This window comes from Collinsella sp. CLA-AA-H302, from assembly GCF_040093305.1.
In the GTDB taxonomy this organism is placed as follows: Bacteria; Actinomycetota; Coriobacteriia; order Coriobacteriales; family Coriobacteriaceae; genus Collinsella.
On record NZ_JBBNJW010000013.1, the window covers coordinates 12,958 to 31,657 of the forward strand.

Consider the following 18,700-nt stretch of genomic DNA (forward strand, 5'->3'; position numbering starts at 1 on the left):
CTATTTAACGATCAGCGCGACAACGAAGCCGATCAGAGCCAGAGCCTCGCCGAAGGCGGAGCCCATGATGAAGACGGTGAACACGCGGCCCTGGACCTCAGGCTGACGGGCCATAGCACCCGTAGCACCCAGAGCAGACAGGCCGATAGCAAGACCAGCGCCGATAACACCGAGACCGTAACCGATAACTCCCACGATTCCTCCTTTGTCGTGCGTGTCTTATTTCACGCAGGATAACCTTTTTATAACTGCCGGGCTCCATGGGTACGGGCACCGGCGGTTTAACGAATTGCTTACCTTTAAGGCGCGAACGGAAGACTACTCCTCCTCCGCGACCTCCTCTGCCTCGGAGACATACACGGCGGTAAGGACCGTGAAGACGTAAGCCTGGATGGCGCCGACCACAAGCTCGATCGCATAGATCAGGATGAGGATGGCAAGCCAGGCCAGCGAAGGCAGAGCGCCGACGGCGTGGGCCGCGGAAACCTGCTGAAGCAGCGGCTGCATGAACATGCTCGCCATGATGGCGAACGAACCCATGACCACGTGTCCTGCGAACATGTTGCAGAACAGACGGACGGCGAGCGTGATGAGGCGCAGGAAGGTCGAGAAGAGCTCGACGACCCACACGAGCACGTTCATCGGGAAGCTCACGCCCTGCGGGGCGAGGCTCTTGATGTAGCCGATCACGCCATGAGCCTTGCATCCGTAGTAGATGAAGTACACGAAGGCGAAGATGGCGAGCGCGGCGGTGGAGCCGATTGCGCCGGTGCCGGGCTTCATTCCCGGGATCAGGCCGATCATGTTATTGATCAGGATGAACAGGAAAAGCGAGCACAGGAACGGGAAGTGCTTCTTCCAGTTCTCACCCACGACGCCCTTGCCGATATCGTTCTCGACGTACTCGATGATGTACTCGAAACCGTTGACGAAGAAGCCCTTGGGAACCAGGGTCTGCTTCTTCTTGAACACGGCCAGGACGATCAGGAGCACGATCGTGGAGACGATCAGCCAAAACGAGTACTGCGTGATGCCGCAGCTCAGATCGCCCACGACAGGGGTGGAGCTGAACTCGCTGACCAGATGATTAATCTCATCAGGCAGCTTTTCAAAAATTTCCACGACTTACCTTTCGACCTCATGAGGATCTCGCAGCGCCTTGGCGACACGAACCGTGCAGGCGGCCATAAAGGCCACGAAGCCGATCGCCTCGCCCAGGAGGAACATGCGAAACGCCTCTCCGAACAACACAAACACAACCAAGGTAAAGACGAGCAGGGCGATTGCCGAGACCGCCAGACTCACCATACCCTTGAGCATGTCCGCATTCTGCTTATCGTCAAGAACCGGCTTGAGCGTAAAGACAAAGGGAAGAAAGGCAATCGCGCCCGCGATGGCGCCTGCAACGATAGCGAGCAGATCGGCTATCTGAAACACTGGCGTCCTCACTTTCCTTTTTTAACGCTTCCCAGAACAGTTCCCGCCAAACATTGGTGACTATTGTACGAGCCAATCGCTAAAGTACAACCGAAAAAGCATCGGTTAATACGCACCTGTTCGTTTTCTTAAGGCCTTCTTTATGCCGCAGGTAGGTAATACGTTTTTCTCGAACCCTGCAGGGCAAAACGTCCGTTAACAGGAGTGCGCGTGGACGTCTTTTGCTCGCCCGCGCGCACCATTTCTTCGTATTTGTGACCGTAGCCGACAAGGCCCGACGACTAGAGCGTGCCGTAGATGCGGTCGCCGGCGTCGCCCAGGCCGGGAACGATGTAGGCGGCCTTGTTGAGATGGTCATCGATGGCGCACGTATAAATATGTACGTCAGGATCCTTCTCGGTCAGCGACTTGAGGCCCTCGGGCGCGGCGACGATGCACAGCATGCGGATGTCCTTGACACCGCGCTCGCGCAGGTAGCTGATAGCCATCTCGGCCGAACCGCCCGTGGCGAGCATGGGGTCGGCAACCAGGCAGATACGCTGGTCGATATCCTTGGGCATCTTGCAGTAATACTCATGCGGCTCGTGGGTGACCTCGTCGCGCTCCATGCCGATATGGCCCACGCGGGCAGAGGGTACCAGGTCGAGGATGCCGTCGACCATGCCAAGACCCGCACGCAGGATGGGAACGATGGCGAGCTTCTTGCCGGCAAGCTGCTTAAACGTGGCGGTGGTGATGGGGGTCTCGACTTCGACGTCTTCCATGGGCAGGTCGCGCATGGCCTCGTAGCCGTCAAAGAGCGCAAGCTCGCGCACGAGCTGGCGGAACTGGTTGGTGCCGGTGTTTTTATCGCGCAGGATCGACAGCTTGTGCTGAACGAGCGGGTGATCGACAAGCGTCACACGGGACGCATCATAGGTGACGGTCATGGGTTGATTGCCCCTTTCGTTGCGGCCGCAAAACGGCCTTGCTGACAAGGCGCGCAGCAATGTCGCCACCGCACGCCATGCATTAGTTTAGCGGTTTGTTGTATCGAGCAGCCCATCGCGGCTCTACTGTGCAGTACTGAGCGAGCGCTTGACTGCATCACGCCAGCCCGTAAGGTTTTGCTCGCGGCGCGCGGCGGACATGTGGGGAAGGAAGGTCCTAACGATCTGGGCATTTTGCTCCAGCTCTTCCAGATCTTCCCAATAGCCGACGGCAAGACCCGCCAAGTACGCGGCACCGATTGCCGTGGTCTCCACCGTCTCACATTGCAGCACGGGGATATCCAGCAGGTCGGCCTGGAATTGCATGATGAACTCGTTGCGCGAGGCACCGCCATCGACAGACAGGCGCTCGATCGAAAGCCCCACGTCCTGCTCCATGGCGCGCAGCACGTCGTAGCTCTGATATGCCATGGATTCGCAGGCGGCGCGTACGATGGTCGCACGGCTCGAGGCGCCGGTCAGACCGCACACGATACCGCGGGCATGCGGGTCCCACCAGGGAGCGCCCAAACCCGCAAAGGCGGGAACGAAGTAGCAGCCCTCGTTGTCGCTAATCGAAGCGGCGAGTTGTGCCGACTCGCTCACGCTCGAGATGATGCCCATGTTGTTGCGAAGCCAGTTCATGGTGGAGCCGGCAGCAAAGATGGAGCCCTCGAGTGCATAGCTGATCTTCCCGTTCGCAGCGATACCGATGGTGGAAACCAAGCCGTTCTTGGATTCGACGATCTCGTCGCCGGTGTTCATGAGCATAAAGCAACCCGTGCCATAGGTGTTTTTGGTCTGGCCGGGACGGAAGCAGCAGTGGCCGAACAGCGACGCCTGCTGGTCGCCCGCCACGCCCATGATGGGCGGCATGTTGGTCATGATGTCGCTCGCGACGCGGCCGTAGTCACCCGAGCTCCAGCGAACCTCGGGCATCATGGAACGTGGAACGTCAAAGAGCGCCAGCAGGTCGTCGTCCCAATCGAGCGTATGGATATTAAAGAGCGCCGTGCGGCTGGCATTGGTGTAGTCGGTGGCAAAGACCTGGCCGCCAGTGAGGTTGTAGATGAGCCAAGTGTCGATGGTGCCAAACATGAGGTCGCCCGCCGCCGCGCTCTCGCGTGCGCCGTCGACGTTGTCGAGAATCCACTGCACCTTGGAGGCCGAGAAATACGGGTCGAGCGTGAGTCCCGTGCGGGAGCGCACCAGCTCTTCTGCGCCCTGCTCGACCAGCTCGTCGATCAGAGGTGCGGTGCGACGGCATTGCCACACGATGGCGTTATAGATGGGTTGGCCGCTTATGCGGTCCCACACCACCGTGGTCTCGCGCTGGTTGGAGATGCCGATGGCGGCAATGCGGTCGGAGTGGATACCGCTCTTAAACTGGACTTCCATCATGACGGCGATTTGACTGGCAAGGACCGCCATGGGGTCTTGCTCTACCCAACCGGGACGCGGAAAACTGGTTTTGACGCTGCGACGTGCCTGCGCGACGATGCATCCGTACTCGTCGACGATGGTCGCAAGTACCGAGGTGGTGCCGCAGTCGAGCGCCATGATGTAGGAACCGCCAAAGTTAAACGAGGCATCTTCCATGCCCAGGCTGCCCAGATTCAACGACATCGCTTACACCTTTCTATTGCATCGGGTCGGACAGGACCCGTTCGATCTCTGATGCGGGAAGTGCGCCTTGGCGCAGGATCTGGAGCCCGCCGTGCTGGAACGACACGATGGTCGAGGCGTCGCGACACGGGGTCTCACCGGCGTCGACGGCAACATCGACACCCTCCAGGATGCGACCCTCGACGGCGGCAAAGCTTGCCGGCGAGGGCGCACCGTGCGTGTTGGCACTCGTGCAGGCAAGGGGACTGCCGCAGGCGCGGATGAGCGCCTGCACCACAGGCGAGGCCGATGCGCGAAGAGCCACCGTGTCGTCGGCGGCACGCATAAAGGTCGGCACGCAGGGGGCTGCCTTAATCACAATAGTCAGGGCTCCCGGCCAGCATCGTCGCGCGAGCACGCGGGCATCTTCCGGGATATCCACGCCATAGCGGTCGAGTGCTTCGACGCCATCGACCAGCCAAGCGACGGTTTGCGTGAGTTCACGTTGCTTGAGAGTGAAGATACGGCGATAGCCGGTGCCGAGCGCAGGAACTGCGGCGCCATTGACGGCAGCCTGCGGATCGCGCGGCCACGATGGGAATTCGCTTGTATCTTGGGGCACGGCGTCCGAGAAGGCGTTGACTGCCACGGCGACACCGTAGACGGTCTCGGTCGGGATCAAAGCCAGGCCGCCGCGGCCGAGCACCTCGGCCGTGCGCTCGACGGCAAGCCGATGCGGCTCGCGCGTTCCCTCGTATACCCGATAGACCGTCTGCATGTGTATGCCAGCCCCTTACGCTCTGGTGCAAGTTTGTTTACTGTGGGGCATTCTCGCACGAAACGTTCAACCTATTTGCCCAGAGCGCATGTTGGTTTGGTGAGCGGCTCTAGTAGTCGGTGAAAGTGAGGGGGTTATTGGACTGCGACGAACTTCTTTGGCCTGCCGGCGTGGCGTTCTTGGGCGGCGTAGCGCTCGATGCTGTCTATCGTTATCATCCGACGGCCGTCGACGAGTTCAACATCGAGCTTTCCGGCTTTGACCAGCGCGGTAATCCGCGGAGCGGAGACTTTGAGGTCCAGCGCTGCGTCTTTAAATGTTCGGCACGCCGCTTCCCGAGCGTCCTCGTGGTCGATTTCGACTGAAAGGGCCACGACCTCGGCCGAGCGTTCGTACCCTGCCGGAGTCAAACCGTTGTTGAGGTCGTCGGCCAAAAACGCCATCAGTGCCTCGGTGGCATGGGCAATCGCTTCTTCGCGCGTATCGCCATCGGCAAAGGCGCCGGGAATCTGCGGGAAGCTAGCGCAGTAACCGTCGTCTTCTTTTATGAGAACGCAGTCATAGGTAAATCGCTGCCTCATTTTGCCTCCAACTACCATCCAGCTTGGCGACGAATACTTGCCCACGTGCCCTTCTTTGGTCGATCACCACCAGAGCCGTTCACGGTGACAACGCGGTCACCAGAAACATACTTAGCATGACTACCGACTTGCGCGACCTTCACGAATCCATCGTGCTTGAGTAGGGCAATGATTTCCCGAAAGGTAGGAGGTTGCATGGGCCGACCTCTTTCAGCCGTCCTAATTATAAACTAATTTATAATTTTTGCTAACCAGTTAATAAATATTACTGGCGTTGCTTGGGCTCGGTGACGATGGCTCGGACGATGCGGGGGCGATCGGTGAGGTCATGGACGATACGCACGTCCGAAAGGCCTGCCTGGCGACAGAGCTCGGCCGCGGCATCGAGGGCACCCTCGTAGAGCTCGCAGGCAAACAGGCCGCCGGCACGCAGCATATAGGGTGCCGCATTGAGCAGGCGGCGGAAGATGTCCAGGCCGTCGGCGCCGCCCTCGAGCGCCAGGTCGGGCTCAAAGTCCTTGACCTCGTGCGGCAGCGAGCGCATGACGCCGGTCGGGATGTAAGGCGGGTTGGAGACGAGCACATCAAAGGTGCCCCACTCGTCGTGGGGAATGGAGCTCACCAGGTTGGTGAGGCTGAAGGCAACCTCATCTGCCGCGAGGCCGAGCGCGTCGCGGTTTTTGGTGGCCAGATCGATGGCGCGCGGCTCGATATCGGTGGCGGTGCAGGTGACGTGGCCGCGACGCTCCCAGGCAAGGGAGAGCGAGATACAGCCCGTGCCGCAGCCGACCTCGAGAACGCGGGCGATGCGGGGCTCGGCCGGGGCAGGCGCAGCGGCATCCTGAGCTGAAGCCGTCTCCTGGTCGGCACCCTCGATGGCGATGCCGTATTCGTCGAGCTCGGGCTCGGCGGCTTCCGTGGCTTCGGCTTCTGCTGCTTGCGCGGCGGCTTCCTCGGCCTCGCGGTCGGCCAGCTCCTCGGCATAGGCACGGCTACCCAGCACGTCGCCGCCTAGCGCCGCCTCATCGGCAGCCGTGAGGTTAGCGGCACGGCGCTCGGCAGTCGCCCGTTCGTCTGCCAGCGCGGCCTCGGCCTTGCGTGCCTCCTCGACCTCATCGTTCCAGGGCAGCTCAACACGCTGGCGGGCAGCAACCTCGGGGCTCAGCACCTCGGCATCCAGATAATTGAGGACTTCCTCGACGAGCATCTCGGTTTCGGGGCGCGGAATGAGCACACCGGGGGCGCACGCGACGTCGATCATGCGGAACTGCGTGCTGCCGGTGATGTACTGCAGCGGCTCGCCTTTGGCGCGACGAACGACGGCCGCATGCATGGTCTCGAGCTGGGCCGCGTTAAGCGTCTCGTCCATGCGCATATATAAGTCGATGCGCGCCAGACCCGTAGCTGCGCACAGCAGCCACTCGGCAGAAAGACGTGGGTGCTCCTCGCCGCGCTCGGCCAGGTACTCCTTGGTCCACTCGAGACAACGCTTGATGGTCCAGATCTCGTTTGCCATGGGGTCCTCCCCTCTTAAGCGCCGGGCGGCGCGCGAATGTCGGAGCAGATTGTACGCGAGGGCGGCGCTTGGCAAGGGGCGATTGAAGGCGATTATCGAGAATCAGCCCAGATTTTTGCTTGGAGCCCACCTGAAGTGTTCATTCGTCGACGTCTAAATCTGCATCCGTCAAGTTTTTGGCAAGGTTGCCCCAAAACTAACCAATATCTAACCAAGAACTTGCCACATCACTTGACGCGCGACGCATCAAAAATCGCCCCGCGATTTCTTGGACGTTTTTTCGAGCAATATTTTCAAGTGCAGATGCATGCCGTTAATTGCTTTAAGCAGGTAAGCAGCTCAAAGGCCATCAAAACCGATTGAATAACATCTTAAAGCAATGTGCCCTGCCTAGTCATTTAAGAACGTCCCCAATGACTACCCAATGACTACCTCTAAGGCACCGCAGGTTGAGCATAAGTCAGCGAAAACGCCCCTAAGCGAGCAAGGTGACGTGAAAGAGGAGGGAAGCGTACTTCGGTACGCGACCGACGATTGAACGTCAGATTGCCGCTTAGGGGCGTTTGCAGCGTCGAGCCGTTACGCGGTTTGGTAAAACCGCGTAACCTACACAGCCTGTGCCAGCTTCTCGGCTCGCTCGGCGGCGGCAAGTGCCTCGATGACGGTGCCGAGCTGATCGCCCAGAAGGACGCCGTTGTAGGTGGAGTTGAAGCCGATACGGTGATCGGTCACGCGGTCCTGGGGCTGGTTGTAAGTACGGATCTTCTCGGAACGGTTGCCGTGGCCAATCTGGCTCTGGCGCTCGGCGCCGAGCTCGGCCTGCTGCTTCTCGAGTTCCATCTCGTACAGACGGGCACGCAGCATCTGCATGCAGACCTCGCGGTTCTGGATCTGGGAGCGCTGCTCCTGCGACTGCACCACGGTGTTGGTGGGCAGGTGGGTGATGCGCACGGCGGAGTAGGTGGTGTTAACGCACTGACCGCCAGGGCCGGAGGCACAGTAGGTATCGATGCGCAAGTCGGACTGGTTGATCTGAACGTCGATCTCCTCGGCCTCGGGAAGCACGGCGACGGTTGCCGTGGAGGTCTGGATGCGACCCTGGGACTCGGTCTTGGGGACGCGCTGGACGCGATGCACGCCGGACTCGTACTTCATGACGGAGTAGACGCGGTCACCCTCGACCTTGAACTCGATGGACTTAAAGCCGCCGGCCTCGCTGGGGCTGGAGTCGAGCACGGTGGTCTTCCAGCCGCGCGACTCGCAAAAGCGCTGATACATCTTGTACAGATCGCCGGCGAAGATGGCCGCCTCGTCGCCACCGGCGGCGGAGCGAATCTCGACGATGGTGTTCTTGTCGTCGTTGGGGTCGCTCGGGATGAGCATGTACTTAATGTCTTCCTCGAGCTGGGGAAGCTTGGCCTCGTTTTCGGAGATGTCCATCTGGAGCATCTCCTTCTCATCGGCATCGGTAGTATCGTGCAGCATTTCCTTGGCAGCCTCGATGTCATCGAGCGCGCCGATGTACTCGCGCGAGGCAGCGATGAGGTCGGACTGGTGCGCGTACTCCTTGTTGAGACGCGTGAACTCCTTGATATCGGAGGCGACGGCCGGGTCGGAAAGCTTCTTCTCGAGCTCCTCGTAGGCCTTGATAATCTTTTCGAGCTTGTCGCGCATGACGGACTCCTTTATATGCGTGAAGGCGAAAATCGGCAGAATTGATGGGGCGCGGGGCGCCGCTGCGGGGGTAAGTCCAGCTAGAGCATGTCGATCTTCAGATACATGCGCATCCCTTCGCGTATGGGGTACATAGTTGCGGTCTAACCCATACATGATAGCGTGCGCAGGCAAACCTGCATATAACCCGCACGGAATGAGTGGACGTAGCCGTTGGGTACGTTCCTTAACGACTAGTCGTTTAAGAGCGTCCCCAACGGCTAACAAAGGGACTGTCGCTTTGTCAGATTCTAAAGCGTGTGGAGTAGGGCGATGAGGAAGCGTACGCCCTGGAGGTAGGCGCGGCGGGTGATGCGCTCGTTGGTGCCGTGGACGCCGCGATCGCACTCGTCGTCATCAACCACAAAGGCCGAGAAGCGAATGCACTCAGGGCAAATACGCTGGTAGTTGGCAGCGTCGGTCGCGCCAATCACGGTCGAGGGGACAATCGTCAACGGCTCGGATGATCCGTTTTCCTCCATCCCCTTTGGATCACGAAAATAGCGGGCGGCGATGGGGCGAACCGCCTCGAGGCCGGAACCACCGATGCGCGGGGACGGCGAGGGTTCGGAACTGCCGGGGCCCAGCTCCACTTCGACACGACCGGCAAGGTCCGCCCCGGCAACCGCCTCACGGCAGCGCGCCACAACGTCGGCCACGCTCGTGCCCTCGAGCATGCGGAAGTTGATGTTGGCCCACATGTCCTGCGGCATTACGTTGGCGCCGGTGCTACCACCCTCGATCTGCGTGGGCGCGCAGGTGGTGGTCACGAGCGGATAGAGCTTTTTGCTGGCGAGGCAATCGCGGACAATGGCATCCCCGTTGACGGCAATTTCATCGGCCGTGTAGAGCCCCAACTCGACGAGCTGGGCGGCAAGCAAGTCGGTCACACGCGTCGGCCATTCGATATTGCAGATTGCGGCGATGGCGCGGCTCAGCACCTCGAGTGACGTGCCGCCGTAGGGGTTGGACGAATGCCCGCCCTCACTCTTCGTTTTGAGCACGATATCGGCATAGCCCTTCTCCGCGAGGTCGGCATGCATAAGCCAGCCCTCGCCCGCGCCATACTCGGCAGCCGAAACAATACGGTAGTCGCCCTCGTCGATCAGGTACTCAAGCTCAATGCCGCGCTCCTCGAGCGCGCGGCCGATGGCGCCTGCGCCGCACTGCGTAGTCTCCTCGTCCTGGCCAAAGGCGAGCAGCAGTGTGCGCTTGTGCTCCCAACCGTGCGCCAACGCGTACTCAACCGCCTCGAGAATACCCGCGACCTGGTCTTTCATGTCGATGGCGCCGCGACCCCAAATGTAGGTGTCGTCCACATGTCCGCTAAAGGGAGCGTGCGTCCAGTCAACCTCGGTGCCGGGAACCACGGGGACCACGTCCATGTGGCCCATGAGCATAACGGGCTTGAGGGCAGGGTCTGAACCGCCAAGCGTCACGAGCAGCGAATGGTCGATGAGCTCGACCTCGCCCGCCGCAAACACGCGCGGCCAGGCCTGCTGCATATAGGCGCGCAGGTCGTCGAAGGGCCGCCAGTCCACCGCCTCGGCATCCATGCTCGAGATGGTCGGAAACGACAGCACGCAACCCAAGCGCTCGCTCGCGCCAGCCTCGTCCAGATCGGCAAAATCGTCCTCATGCGCAAAGAAGCGCCAAACCTCGGCCATGACATCCTTTCGATTGTGATGACGAGGGCCGCCCCATCGGAGCGGCCCTGCCACGTAAGCGTTTGCAGTCGATTATTTGTCCTCGAGATAACGCGAGAGGAACTCGCGGGTGCGCTGGTGTTTGGGGTTGCCGAAGAGTTCGGCCGGCGCGGCATCCTCGAGCACCACGCCCTTGTCCATAAAGACCACGCGGTCGGACACCGTGCGGGCAAAGGCCATCTCGTGCGTGACGACAACCATGGTCATGCCGTCGGCCGCGAGCTTGCGCATGACCTCGAGCACCTCGCCCACGATCTCGGGGTCGAGTGCCGAGGTCGGCTCGTCAAACAGCATGATCTGCGGATTCATACATAGGGCACGAGCGATGGCCACGCGCTGTTTTTGACCACCGGACAGGCGACCAACGGCGGCGTGCACGAACTTTTCGAGTCCCACGCTCGTCAGATGCTCCATCGCGACCTTCTCGGCCTCGGCCTTGCTCATCTTTTTGAGCGTGACGGGCGCGAGCGTGCAGTTGTCGAGCACATCCATGTTGTTGAACAGGTTAAAGCCCTGGAACACCATGCCGATGTCCTCGCGCAATTTGTTGATGTTGCAGCGCTCGGCCGTGAGGTCCTGGCCGTGGAACCAGATGTGGCCCGCGTCCGGGGTCTCGAGCAGGTTGAGGCAGCGCAGGAAGGTCGATTTGCCCGAGCCCGAGGCGCCGATGATGGTAACGACCTCGCCGGAATTGATGGACAAGTCGATGCCCTTGAGTACCTCGAGTGAGCCAAAGCTCTTGCGCAGGCCCTCGACGCGGATAAGCGGCTCGTTGGTCTGTGCGGCGGCCGCGGCGCCGTTAGTGGCGGTATCTGTCATGATGATTCTCCTCGTCTTGCGCCTAGTTGGAGCTGGGCAGCGTGGCCGGAGCCTCGGCGCCGAGCTTTTTGCCGAAGGCCTCGAGCAGGCGGCTCGCCACGAGCGTCAGGATCAGGTAGACCACGAGCGCCACGCAGTAGACCTCCATCTGGCGGTAGTACACGCCGGCGACGGTGGTGGTGGCGTACATGAGGTCGAACACGCCGATGACCGAGAGCACCGACGAATCCTTGATGTTGATGATGAGCTCGTTGGTGAGCGCCGGAATAGCGTTTTTAATACCCTGGGGGAACACGACTTTGCGCATAGCCTGCCACTGCGACAGGCCCAGCGAGCGCGCTGCCTCGGCCTGGCCGGGATCGATGGACTCGATGCCGCCGCGCAGGACTTCCATCATGTAGGCGGTTGAGTTGAGCGAGATGGTGACGAGACCGGCGGTGAAGGTACTCCAAATCTGGTTGGCCTCGGCCGTGCTCAAGCCGGCGCCGCGCAGAACGGTAAAGCCCGCGTAATAGATGAGCAGGCCCTGGACCATCATGGGCGTGCCGCGCACGACGGTGGAATAGACGGTCGCAAAGCCTCGGCCAATGCTCTTAAAGAAGCGCACCAGGTCGTTGTCGACGCGATCGAAGGTCTGGGTGCGCAAGAACACAAAGAGCAGCGCCAAGAAGAAGGCGATGACCGTGCCGAAGGTGGCAAGCGCGATGGTGATCTCGATACCGCGGATAAAGAAGTCGCCGCTCTTGTAGGTCATGTAGACCAAGCTCGACAGAAAATCGCTGGGATTGGAGTCCGAGACAATGCTCACCTGCACCAGGTCGACAAACGACATGACGCAGCGGTCGATAAAGAAGATCGCCGCGATGGCAACCACGACATAACTGCCCAGGCGCGCGCCGCGACGGCAACGCTCGGATGCGAACGGCGACTTTTGGCGATAATCGTTCCAATGCATGAGCTTGGTGACGAGTGCTGCCGCCGATACGACAATCCAGGCCCAAAGAATCGCCCAGAGGCAGTCCTGGAACACGCCCGTGGGCGCCAAGAAGCTCAGCGGTGTGGGGTTGCGCTGGCTAAACGCCAGCCCGAGCGCCGCGATAACGCTCGTGCCCAGATACACATAACGGTGGTCGGCCTTGATAAAGGAGGCCAGACGATTGACGGTTTTCATGCTGCCTCCCTATGCCGGCTGACGGTCGAGGCACGCGTCCCACATCTGGTCGCGCTCCTCTTGGCTAATGCCCTTGAGCGTCTTGTCGATGAGCTTGAGCAGCTTGTCCGAGCCCTTGCGGCAGCCGACGTTTGCCGTGACCTCCTGCTTAAAGCCCTCGCCCTCCGCAAAGCGAATGGGCACGATGCCCGGGTTTTGGGCCATATAGCCCTTCTCGTTCTCGGTGTTGTAGGTCACGGCGTCGCACGTGCCCTGCAGCAGGTTCGAAAACACCGTGGGGACCGAATCGACCGGGTTCTTGTGCACAACGCCCGGAATCTCGTCGATGACGGTATCGAGCATGGTGTCCTTTTGGCCGAGCACCGTGGCACCACTGAAATCGCTGAGCTTGGTGGCGTTCTGGTAGGGCGAGCCCTCTTTTACGAACAGGCCAAAGTAGCCGATAAAGTACGGATCGGAAAAGCCGACGGACTCCTCGCGCTCGGGCGTGGCGCTCATGCCGGCAATGATGAGGTCGATCTGGCCATTGTTAAGTGAATCGATGAGGCCCGAGAAGCTCTGCTTGACGGCAACGGGCTCGCCGCCAAGGGCCTTGCAGACGATCTTGGCGATCTGCACGTCGTAGCCGTCGGCATAAGCGCCCTGCACGTTATCGATGGGGATGGTGTACTCACTGGCCTCGGATACCTGCCAGTTGTACGGGGCGTAGGCCGCCTCCATGCCGATGCGGATCTTGTCTTTGCCGATTACGGAATCGGACAGGTCGTCGCGACCGCCGCCCGTAGTGGGCTGGACCACTTTGAGCGTGGACGGGCGCTGGCAGCCGGCAAGCGCGCCGGCGACGACGGAAGCGCTCGCAGCGAGGGCGCTACCCAAGAAGATGCGACGACTGCACACCGGCTGGGCCTGCGCGTCGCGCTGTAGTCGAGGTTGCATCTGATGCCTTCCCTATGTCGTTTTGCTGACAATAAGACAGGATATACGTCAACAACCAGCAGCGCGGCATGTGCGCGAAAAATTAATAGACACACGAGGACGATTGGCGCAAAGCAGCCTGCCCCCATGTACCACTTGGCATGTAAAAGGCAAGGCATAGACCTTCTGGTCATGCCTTGCCTTTTGAATGACAAATTGTCGCTCTAGGCGGCGCGCAGCGTCGACCGTTCCGTCGTTCGTTAGAACGGCGGAACCTCTAGAGCAGGGTGACGCTAAAGGAGCGCTTATCGGTGGCGCCGGGGGCCAAGACGATGGTGTTGACCTTGTGCTCAAAGACGTCATCCTCGGTGTCCATGGTGGTGTGGCCGGTCCAGGGCTCGAGCGCCACAAACGGGGCATCGTTGGCGGCAGACCACACGCCGATGTACTTAAAGCCCTCAAAGTCGATCTTGACGCCGTGGCCCGACTTGCGATCGCGCAGCGTGAGCGTGGAGCCCGGGGTATCGGTGAACATGATGGCGTCGTTATCGAAGCTGCGGTGCGTGATGGGCAGCACGTCCGAGTTATCGGGGGCCTTGTAGCTACCCTCGAACGTCATGAGGCCATCGGGCGTGATGACGGGGGCCTCATTAGTCCAGGCCTCGGTAAACGCCAGCTCGTAATCCTCGAACGTCTCGTCCTCGGCACCGGGGGCGGGCACGTTAAATGCAGGATGGCCGCCCACCGAGAACGGCAGGTCCACGTCGCCGGTGTTGGTGACGGCAAAGGTCTGTGTGAGGGTGGCGTCGCCGGTCAGGGCATAGGTCATGTTGAGCTTAAAGTGGAACGGGAAGGCCTTGAGCGACTCGGGCGTGTCAGTGATCTCGTAGGTGACAGACGAGCCGTCATCCGAAACCTCGACCAGCTTGTGCTCGACAATACGTGCGAGGCCGTGGCGCGCCATCTCGCAGGTGCCAGCCGCAGACGTCGCCGTGTTGTTGCGCAGCGATCCCACGATGGGGAACAGAATAGGCGCATGCTTGCCCCAAAAGGCCGGGTCGCCCTGCCACAGATACTCGTTGCCGTTGAGGGCAAGGCTCGTGAGCTGGGCGCCCATGGAATCGATGGCCGCGGTAAGGCCGCCGCGCTTGATGGTGGTGACGGTGGACATGCTACTTCCTCCAATAGTAAACAACGGTGTCGAGGGCTATTGTCCCACTCTTGGCGGCGGGGTTGAGCGTCAGGCGCAGTTATTGAGCAATAGCGTAAAGGTCAAACCCGCCCTGTGGCGTGCTATCGACCGTATCGGGCGCCTGTGAATTAAAGCTCACCGGAACCATGCGCTTTGAGGCGCGGTAACGCGTGCCGTCGGTGGCGACGGGCGGCTCATCGACCGTGAGCTCGTAGTCGCCGGGCTTGAGCTCGATACCGTCACCTTCGGAGTTGACATATTGGTACTCGTCGATCGCTTGCCCCTTGAGCGTGCGGCCCACAATATGGACGAGCATCTGGCTGTCGCCGCGCGCGGTGTCCCACGTCGCGTCGTCCTTGACCTCGACCGACACATGCACCGAGCGCGTGCGGCTGAGCGATTGTTCGACGGACATCTCGACCTTGGCGGCGTCTTTGCGCTGCTGCTCAACGTGACTCCAGACACTGCCGATTGCCGAGCAGGCGATAACGCCGGCCATAAAGGCGATGAGGATGGGGCCGAGCGGAGAGCGGCGGCCCGCGTCTTCCTCGCGAGCCAGGTCGGGGCGATGCGTGGGCGCAGGCGCCTGGGCACCCTGCGCAGGCACGTCGAGGATGCTAAAGGACGCCGTACTGTCGGGATCGATGGTGTGGCGCGGTTGCGGAGTCTTTGCCGGCGAGATGGACATGTCGGCTGGCTCACCCAGCGTGGCCGTGGCATCGGCCTTTGCCTCGTCAGCCTCGGCCTGGGCCCAGGCCTGCTCAAAGGTCAGGGGCTCGGCGGGGGCGGAGTCGGTATCCGAGTCGAGCGCGCTTTCGGCATCGGCATCGCTGCCGGCTTCGGTGCCAGCGACAGCCTCGACCTCGGCACCGTCGCTCAACTCATCGCTTGGCAAAGGCTCGTCCCACTCCTCGTCCGGAGCCTCTCCCTCGCTATACCACCATTCAAAGTTATCGATATCCATACGGGGCGCCCCTTAGGCCTCGCAAATAAAACACTTGCTAGCCTTATACCCCCAGACGGCGCTGGAGCTCGCCGGCACAGACAGGAAAACCGTCACAACATTCGACGCTTTTCCTCGTTTTCGAAATTATCATCGAATGTTGTGATGGTTTGGGCGGCAGCAACACCACGAATGTGGCAAAGGGGCTGTCCCTTTGTCACATCTGGAGGGCGACGGGGATTTGGATGCAGCAGAAGTCCTCTTGGTGGGACTCGTCGTAGCTCGTGGTATCGAGGTAGCAAAAGTCGAAAGCGTTGCCGATGGGCTGGAGCGCATGTCTGTCCATGCAGGCCACGATGGCACGAATGCCCTCGGGTTCGTACGGCATGCCCCAGCGGCTCATGCACAGGTATGTGCCCTCGGGCAACACCTCGACGCCAATCTCTGCCAGCTCGGCAGGATCGCTCGGTAGCATTTCCTCGGCACCGCGCGGCAGCACGGCAAAGGAGCCGGCACCGGCAATGGGGTCGTCGGAATGCAGCGCCTCGCGACGCAGCATGGCGCCCCAGCCACGCATGGGGCGCGTGCCCGTCAACGCACGCATGCGCAAAATCGCCCGCATGAGCGTGGGGTGCAGCATCGAGCGGCCGCGTTCGATTTCGCCCGGAAACTCCTCAAAGACCACGTAGCGGCGCTCAAACTGCTTGAGCTCCGGTTTGCCCTCGCGCTCGCGCCAATAGACCGCCTCGTCGTAAAAGCTCAGGCGCTCCTGCACACTGGCGCGCTCGGCATTAAGCCCGGCAATCTTCTCGTTGAGCGCCTGCACCCGCGAGCGCAGGTGCTCGGTCATCTCGCCGATGTCGAACGTCGAGGTTAGGCGGTCAATCTCGTCGAGTTCGAGCCCTAGGTCGCGCAGCATGCAGATCAGACGCATGAGCGGGATCTGCGTGGGCGAATAGAAACGGTAGCCCTTTTCGTTAACCACGGCGGGCTTAAACAGACCGATCTTGTCGTAATAGATGAGCGTTTGGCGCGAAACGTTAAACAAGCTCGCCATCTCGCTAATCGCATACATGCCCGTCTGCATAGGTCCTCCCGACACATCCCTTTGATGCACAAAGCCCGCCGCCCACAGGGGCAGCGGGCTCAAACACTCCTCGTATCCTACCCTAAAGACGCCTACGACCAGCGCTTATAGTTTGCACACGACACGCCGACGGCCTCGAGCGCCTTGGCGGCGATGTGATGCACCGCGTCATCGAGCGTGGCGGGGCCGTTGTAAAACGTGAGCATGGGCGGCATGAGCATGACGCCCGGCACGCGTGCCAGGCGCGCCATGTTGTCGACATGAATGGCGCTGAAGGGCGTCTCGCGCACCATGAGCACCAGGCGGCGCTGCTCTTTCATCTGCACGTCGGCCGCACGCAGCAACAGGTTTTCGCTGTAGCCGCTCGCGATGCCGGCGAGCGTCTTCATGGAGCAGGGCGCCACGATCATACCGTCGACCGGATAGGTACCGCTTGCGATGGCGGCGCCGATGTTCTTGTTGTCGTAGACCACATCGGCGTGCGCGGCAAACTCGTCGAGCGTCATGCCGAGCTCCTGCTCGATGGTGATCTCTCCCCCGCGAGTTACGACAAGCGCCGACTCGGCACCGGCCTGACGCAGACACTTGAGACACTCGAGGCCCAGCGCAGCGCCGCTGGCGCCCGAAACGCCAACGACAATGCGACGAGAACGGACAGAAGACTCAGGCATGACAACTCCTTGACTACTTGGTAGGGCTACTTACTAGAAAGCGAGTTCAGCGGCCCACTTGTCCTTGTCGATCTCCATGAACTGCGAGCGGATGAAGTTCTTCTTGAGGTCGAACGGGACCGTGCAGTCGAAGATGGCCTTGCAGGCGATGCCGTGCTCGCGGATCGTGGGGTCGAACGCGGGGTCGTTGGACGGATCGAGCACGTGGCAGTGGCAGCCGGGGATGGTGATGAGGTCGACGTCGGCCTGGAAGCGCGTGGTCATGGCCCACATCACGTCGCTCATATCGAAGATGTCGACATCCTCGTCGACCAGAATCACATGCTTGAGCTCGGAGAATGCCGAGAAGGCGAGCATGGCGGCGTTGCGCTGACGGCCCTCGTCATTTTTGCTCGACTTCTTGAACTGCATGATGGCAACGAACTTGCCGCCGCCGCAGGGAGCAGCGTGGACGTTGAGCAGGCGGCCCGGGATAGCGGTCTCGACCATCTTGTAGATGGAAGCCTCGGTGGGGATACCGGCCATGGACACGTGCTCGTGCGAAGGGCCGATGCAGCTCTCCATAATGGGGTTGACACGCGTGGTGACGGCGGTGATCTTGATCACCGGGCAGACCTTGGCGCCGCCGGTGTAGCCGGGGAACTCGGGCATGGCGTAGCCGTGGCCGTTGACGTCCTCGTTGATGGTCTCGTCGTGCATGAGGTAGCCCTCGAGCACGTACTCGGCATTGGCGATGCACTTCTGCGGAACGGTGACGCAGTCGGCAAGCTCGACAGCGTGGCCGCGCAGGGCGCCGGCAATTTGCAGCTCGTTGAAGCCGAGCGGTGTGGTGGGAGCCTCAAAACCGCAGCACATGTACACGGCGGGGTCCAAACCGATGGAGATGGAGATGGGCATGTCTTCGCCGCGCTGGCAGTACTCGTCAAAGAACGCGCCCAGGTGACGGCTGCCGGGGGTAATCCACATGGCAAGCTTATCCTTGTCGACGCAGGAGAAGCGGTGGATGGTCACGTCGGACTGGGAGCCGTCGGGGCTCGTGCCGTAGGCGAGGCCCATGGTGATGTAGGGGCCGCCATCGACGGGCGTGTTGGTGGGAGCGGGAACGATCTTGCGCAGGTCAAAGCCCTCGTCGGTCGCCTTGTACACGACCTCCTGACAGTCGACGTGCGCACCCTCGGCGATCTGCTCGGGCGCGATCAGGTTCTCGAAGCGCTTGCCGATCTCGAGGCCCAGGTGCTCCTCGTCCAGGTCGAGCAGAGCGGCAACGCGCTTGCGGCTGGCAAGCATGCCGATGCAGACCTTGGCATCGTCAAAGCCCTTGACGTTGTTGAAGACCATCGCCGGGCCCTCTTTGGTCGGGCGCATAACGGTGCCGCCGGCACCGACGTGGCGATAGACGCCCGAGACCTCGGCATCGGGATCGACCTGGGTGTCGGTCTCGAGCAGCTGGCCCGGCATCTCGCGCAAAAAGTCGAGCGCGGAGCGCAGGTCGTGGATCTGGGAAGCATCGGTAGTGGACATAGCATGCTCCTTTCGGGAGAGTGCCCGGCGGCGAGGATGCCGCCGGGCTGGGTAACGTAGTGGGGCCGCGGCGCTCA

General features: G+C 61.2%; 19 protein-coding genes. 1 reads left to right on the plus strand and 18 read right to left on the minus strand.

The genetic code is table 11. The features are described from left to right. From AAAV21_RS08925 to AAAV21_RS08960, 8 genes are all read right to left on the minus strand, one after another. Positions 1–195 (minus strand): ATP synthase subunit C, encoded by a 195-nt coding sequence (locus AAAV21_RS08925; RefSeq protein WP_022094262.1) that lies wholly within the window; start codon positions 193–195, stop codon positions 1–3. A gap of 123 nt (positions 196–318) precedes the next feature. After that, on the minus strand, positions 319–1,122 hold the full coding sequence (gene atpB, locus AAAV21_RS08930; RefSeq protein WP_022094263.1) for a F0F1 ATP synthase subunit A: 804 nt from the start codon (positions 1,120–1,122) through the stop codon (positions 319–321). Between the two features lie 3 nt (positions 1,123–1,125). After that, a complete protein-coding gene (locus tag AAAV21_RS08935; protein ID WP_022094264.1) occupies positions 1,126–1,437 on the minus strand; it encodes a hypothetical protein in 312 nt (103 codons plus the stop codon). Between the two features lie 281 nt (positions 1,438–1,718). Then, positions 1,719–2,366 carry a uracil phosphoribosyltransferase gene (gene upp / locus AAAV21_RS08940; protein WP_349109031.1) on the minus strand — a complete coding sequence of 216 codons (648 nt, stop codon included), beginning with the start codon at positions 2,364–2,366 and terminating at the stop codon, positions 1,719–1,721. A gap of 123 nt (positions 2,367–2,489) precedes the next feature. Next, a complete protein-coding gene (gene glpK / locus AAAV21_RS08945; protein ID WP_349109033.1) occupies positions 2,490–4,031 on the minus strand; it encodes a glycerol kinase GlpK in 1,542 nt (513 codons plus the stop codon). Positions 4,032–4,044: 13 nt separating this feature from the next. Continuing rightward, positions 4,045–4,788 (minus strand): L-threonylcarbamoyladenylate synthase, encoded by a 744-nt coding sequence (locus AAAV21_RS08950; RefSeq protein WP_349109035.1) that lies wholly within the window; start codon positions 4,786–4,788, stop codon positions 4,045–4,047. Between the two features lie 134 nt (positions 4,789–4,922). Next, complete coding sequence (locus AAAV21_RS08955; RefSeq protein WP_118260181.1) at positions 4,923–5,369, minus strand: type II toxin-antitoxin system HicB family antitoxin; 447 nt, start codon at positions 5,367–5,369, stop codon at positions 4,923–4,925. A gap of 265 nt (positions 5,370–5,634) precedes the next feature. Then, positions 5,635–6,885: a HemK/PrmC family methyltransferase gene (locus AAAV21_RS08960; protein WP_349109039.1), complete on the minus strand. Its 1,251-nt coding sequence runs from the start codon at positions 6,883–6,885 to the stop codon at positions 5,635–5,637. A gap of 36 nt (positions 6,886–6,921) precedes the next feature. Here AAAV21_RS08960 and AAAV21_RS08965 point away from each other — a divergent pair, with 36 nt between their 5' ends. After that, positions 6,922–7,248 (plus strand): hypothetical protein, encoded by a 327-nt coding sequence (locus AAAV21_RS08965; protein ID WP_349109041.1) that lies wholly within the window; start codon positions 6,922–6,924, stop codon positions 7,246–7,248. A 243-nt stretch (positions 7,249–7,491) separates the two neighbouring features. On the opposite strand, the gene prfA is transcribed toward AAAV21_RS08965, so the two are convergent. From prfA to AAAV21_RS09015, 10 genes are all read right to left on the minus strand, one after another. Next, positions 7,492–8,559: a peptide chain release factor 1 gene (prfA, locus tag AAAV21_RS08970; RefSeq protein WP_035138783.1), complete on the minus strand. Its 1,068-nt coding sequence runs from the start codon at positions 8,557–8,559 to the stop codon at positions 7,492–7,494. A gap of 290 nt (positions 8,560–8,849) precedes the next feature. Next, complete coding sequence (locus AAAV21_RS08975; protein ID WP_349109044.1) at positions 8,850–10,265, minus strand: M20/M25/M40 family metallo-hydrolase; 1,416 nt, start codon at positions 10,263–10,265, stop codon at positions 8,850–8,852. A gap of 72 nt (positions 10,266–10,337) precedes the next feature. Continuing rightward, a complete protein-coding gene (locus tag AAAV21_RS08980) occupies positions 10,338–11,123 on the minus strand; it encodes an amino acid ABC transporter ATP-binding protein (RefSeq protein ID WP_349109047.1) in 786 nt (261 codons plus the stop codon). A gap of 22 nt (positions 11,124–11,145) precedes the next feature. Next, positions 11,146–12,294, minus strand: coding sequence for an amino acid ABC transporter permease (locus AAAV21_RS08985; RefSeq protein ID WP_349109050.1), 1,149 nt, complete (start codon positions 12,292–12,294; stop codon positions 11,146–11,148). Between the two features lie 9 nt (positions 12,295–12,303). Then, positions 12,304–13,230 carry a transporter substrate-binding domain-containing protein gene (locus AAAV21_RS08990; RefSeq protein ID WP_349109053.1) on the minus strand — a complete coding sequence of 309 codons (927 nt, stop codon included), beginning with the start codon at positions 13,228–13,230 and terminating at the stop codon, positions 12,304–12,306. A gap of 256 nt (positions 13,231–13,486) precedes the next feature. After that, complete coding sequence (locus tag AAAV21_RS08995) at positions 13,487–14,380, minus strand: aldose 1-epimerase family protein (protein ID WP_349109056.1); 894 nt, start codon at positions 14,378–14,380, stop codon at positions 13,487–13,489. A gap of 79 nt (positions 14,381–14,459) precedes the next feature. Then, complete coding sequence (locus tag AAAV21_RS09000) at positions 14,460–15,365, minus strand: hypothetical protein (RefSeq protein ID WP_349109059.1); 906 nt, start codon at positions 15,363–15,365, stop codon at positions 14,460–14,462. 196 nt (positions 15,366–15,561) lie between these two features. Continuing rightward, on the minus strand, positions 15,562–16,431 hold the full coding sequence (locus tag AAAV21_RS09005; RefSeq protein WP_349109062.1) for a MerR family transcriptional regulator: 870 nt from the start codon (positions 16,429–16,431) through the stop codon (positions 15,562–15,564). A 92-nt stretch (positions 16,432–16,523) separates the two neighbouring features. Beyond that, positions 16,524–17,102 (minus strand): UbiX family flavin prenyltransferase, encoded by a 579-nt coding sequence (locus AAAV21_RS09010; protein ID WP_349109065.1) that lies wholly within the window; start codon positions 17,100–17,102, stop codon positions 16,524–16,526. Between the two features lie 33 nt (positions 17,103–17,135). After that, positions 17,136–18,623 (minus strand): UbiD family decarboxylase, encoded by a 1,488-nt coding sequence (locus tag AAAV21_RS09015; RefSeq protein WP_349109067.1) that lies wholly within the window; start codon positions 18,621–18,623, stop codon positions 17,136–17,138. Positions 18,624–18,700: the final 77 nt, after the last annotated feature.

What these genes read in the sequence shown, in the direction of transcription:
- prfA (WP_035138783.1), bottom strand. Translation starts at nt 8,559, where the DNA reads ATGCGCGACAAGCTCGAAAAGATTATCAAGGCCTACGAGGAGCTCGAG.
- AAAV21_RS08990 (WP_349109053.1), bottom strand. Translation starts at nt 13,230, where the DNA reads ATGCAACCTCGACTACAGCGCGACGCGCAGGCCCAGCCGGTGTGCAGT.
- AAAV21_RS08975 (WP_349109044.1), bottom strand. Translation starts at nt 10,265, where the DNA reads ATGGCCGAGGTTTGGCGCTTCTTTGCGCATGAGGACGATTTTGCCGAT.
- upp (WP_349109031.1), bottom strand. Translation starts at nt 2,366, where the DNA reads ATGACCGTCACCTATGATGCGTCCCGTGTGACGCTTGTCGATCACCCG.
- AAAV21_RS08965 (WP_349109041.1), top strand. Translation starts at nt 6,922, where the DNA reads ATGTCGGAGCAGATTGTACGCGAGGGCGGCGCTTGGCAAGGGGCGATT.
- AAAV21_RS09005 (WP_349109062.1), bottom strand. Translation starts at nt 16,431, where the DNA reads ATGCAGACGGGCATGTATGCGATTAGCGAGATGGCGAGCTTGTTTAAC.
- AAAV21_RS08955 (WP_118260181.1), bottom strand. Translation starts at nt 5,369, where the DNA reads ATGAGGCAGCGATTTACCTATGACTGCGTTCTCATAAAAGAAGACGAC.
- AAAV21_RS09015 (WP_349109067.1), bottom strand. Translation starts at nt 18,623, where the DNA reads ATGTCCACTACCGATGCTTCCCAGATCCACGACCTGCGCTCCGCGCTC.
- AAAV21_RS08985 (WP_349109050.1), bottom strand. Translation starts at nt 12,294, where the DNA reads ATGAAAACCGTCAATCGTCTGGCCTCCTTTATCAAGGCCGACCACCGT.
- AAAV21_RS08980 (WP_349109047.1), bottom strand. Translation starts at nt 11,123, where the DNA reads ATGACAGATACCGCCACTAACGGCGCCGCGGCCGCCGCACAGACCAAC.
- AAAV21_RS09000 (WP_349109059.1), bottom strand. Translation starts at nt 15,365, where the DNA reads ATGGATATCGATAACTTTGAATGGTGGTATAGCGAGGGAGAGGCTCCG.
- glpK (WP_349109033.1), bottom strand. Translation starts at nt 4,031, where the DNA reads ATGTCGTTGAATCTGGGCAGCCTGGGCATGGAAGATGCCTCGTTTAAC.
- AAAV21_RS08960 (WP_349109039.1), bottom strand. Translation starts at nt 6,885, where the DNA reads ATGGCAAACGAGATCTGGACCATCAAGCGTTGTCTCGAGTGGACCAAG.
- AAAV21_RS08995 (WP_349109056.1), bottom strand. Translation starts at nt 14,380, where the DNA reads ATGTCCACCGTCACCACCATCAAGCGCGGCGGCCTTACCGCGGCCATC.
- AAAV21_RS09010 (WP_349109065.1), bottom strand. Translation starts at nt 17,102, where the DNA reads ATGCCTGAGTCTTCTGTCCGTTCTCGTCGCATTGTCGTTGGCGTTTCG.
- AAAV21_RS08950 (WP_349109035.1), bottom strand. Translation starts at nt 4,788, where the DNA reads ATGCAGACGGTCTATCGGGTATACGAGGGAACGCGCGAGCCGCATCGG.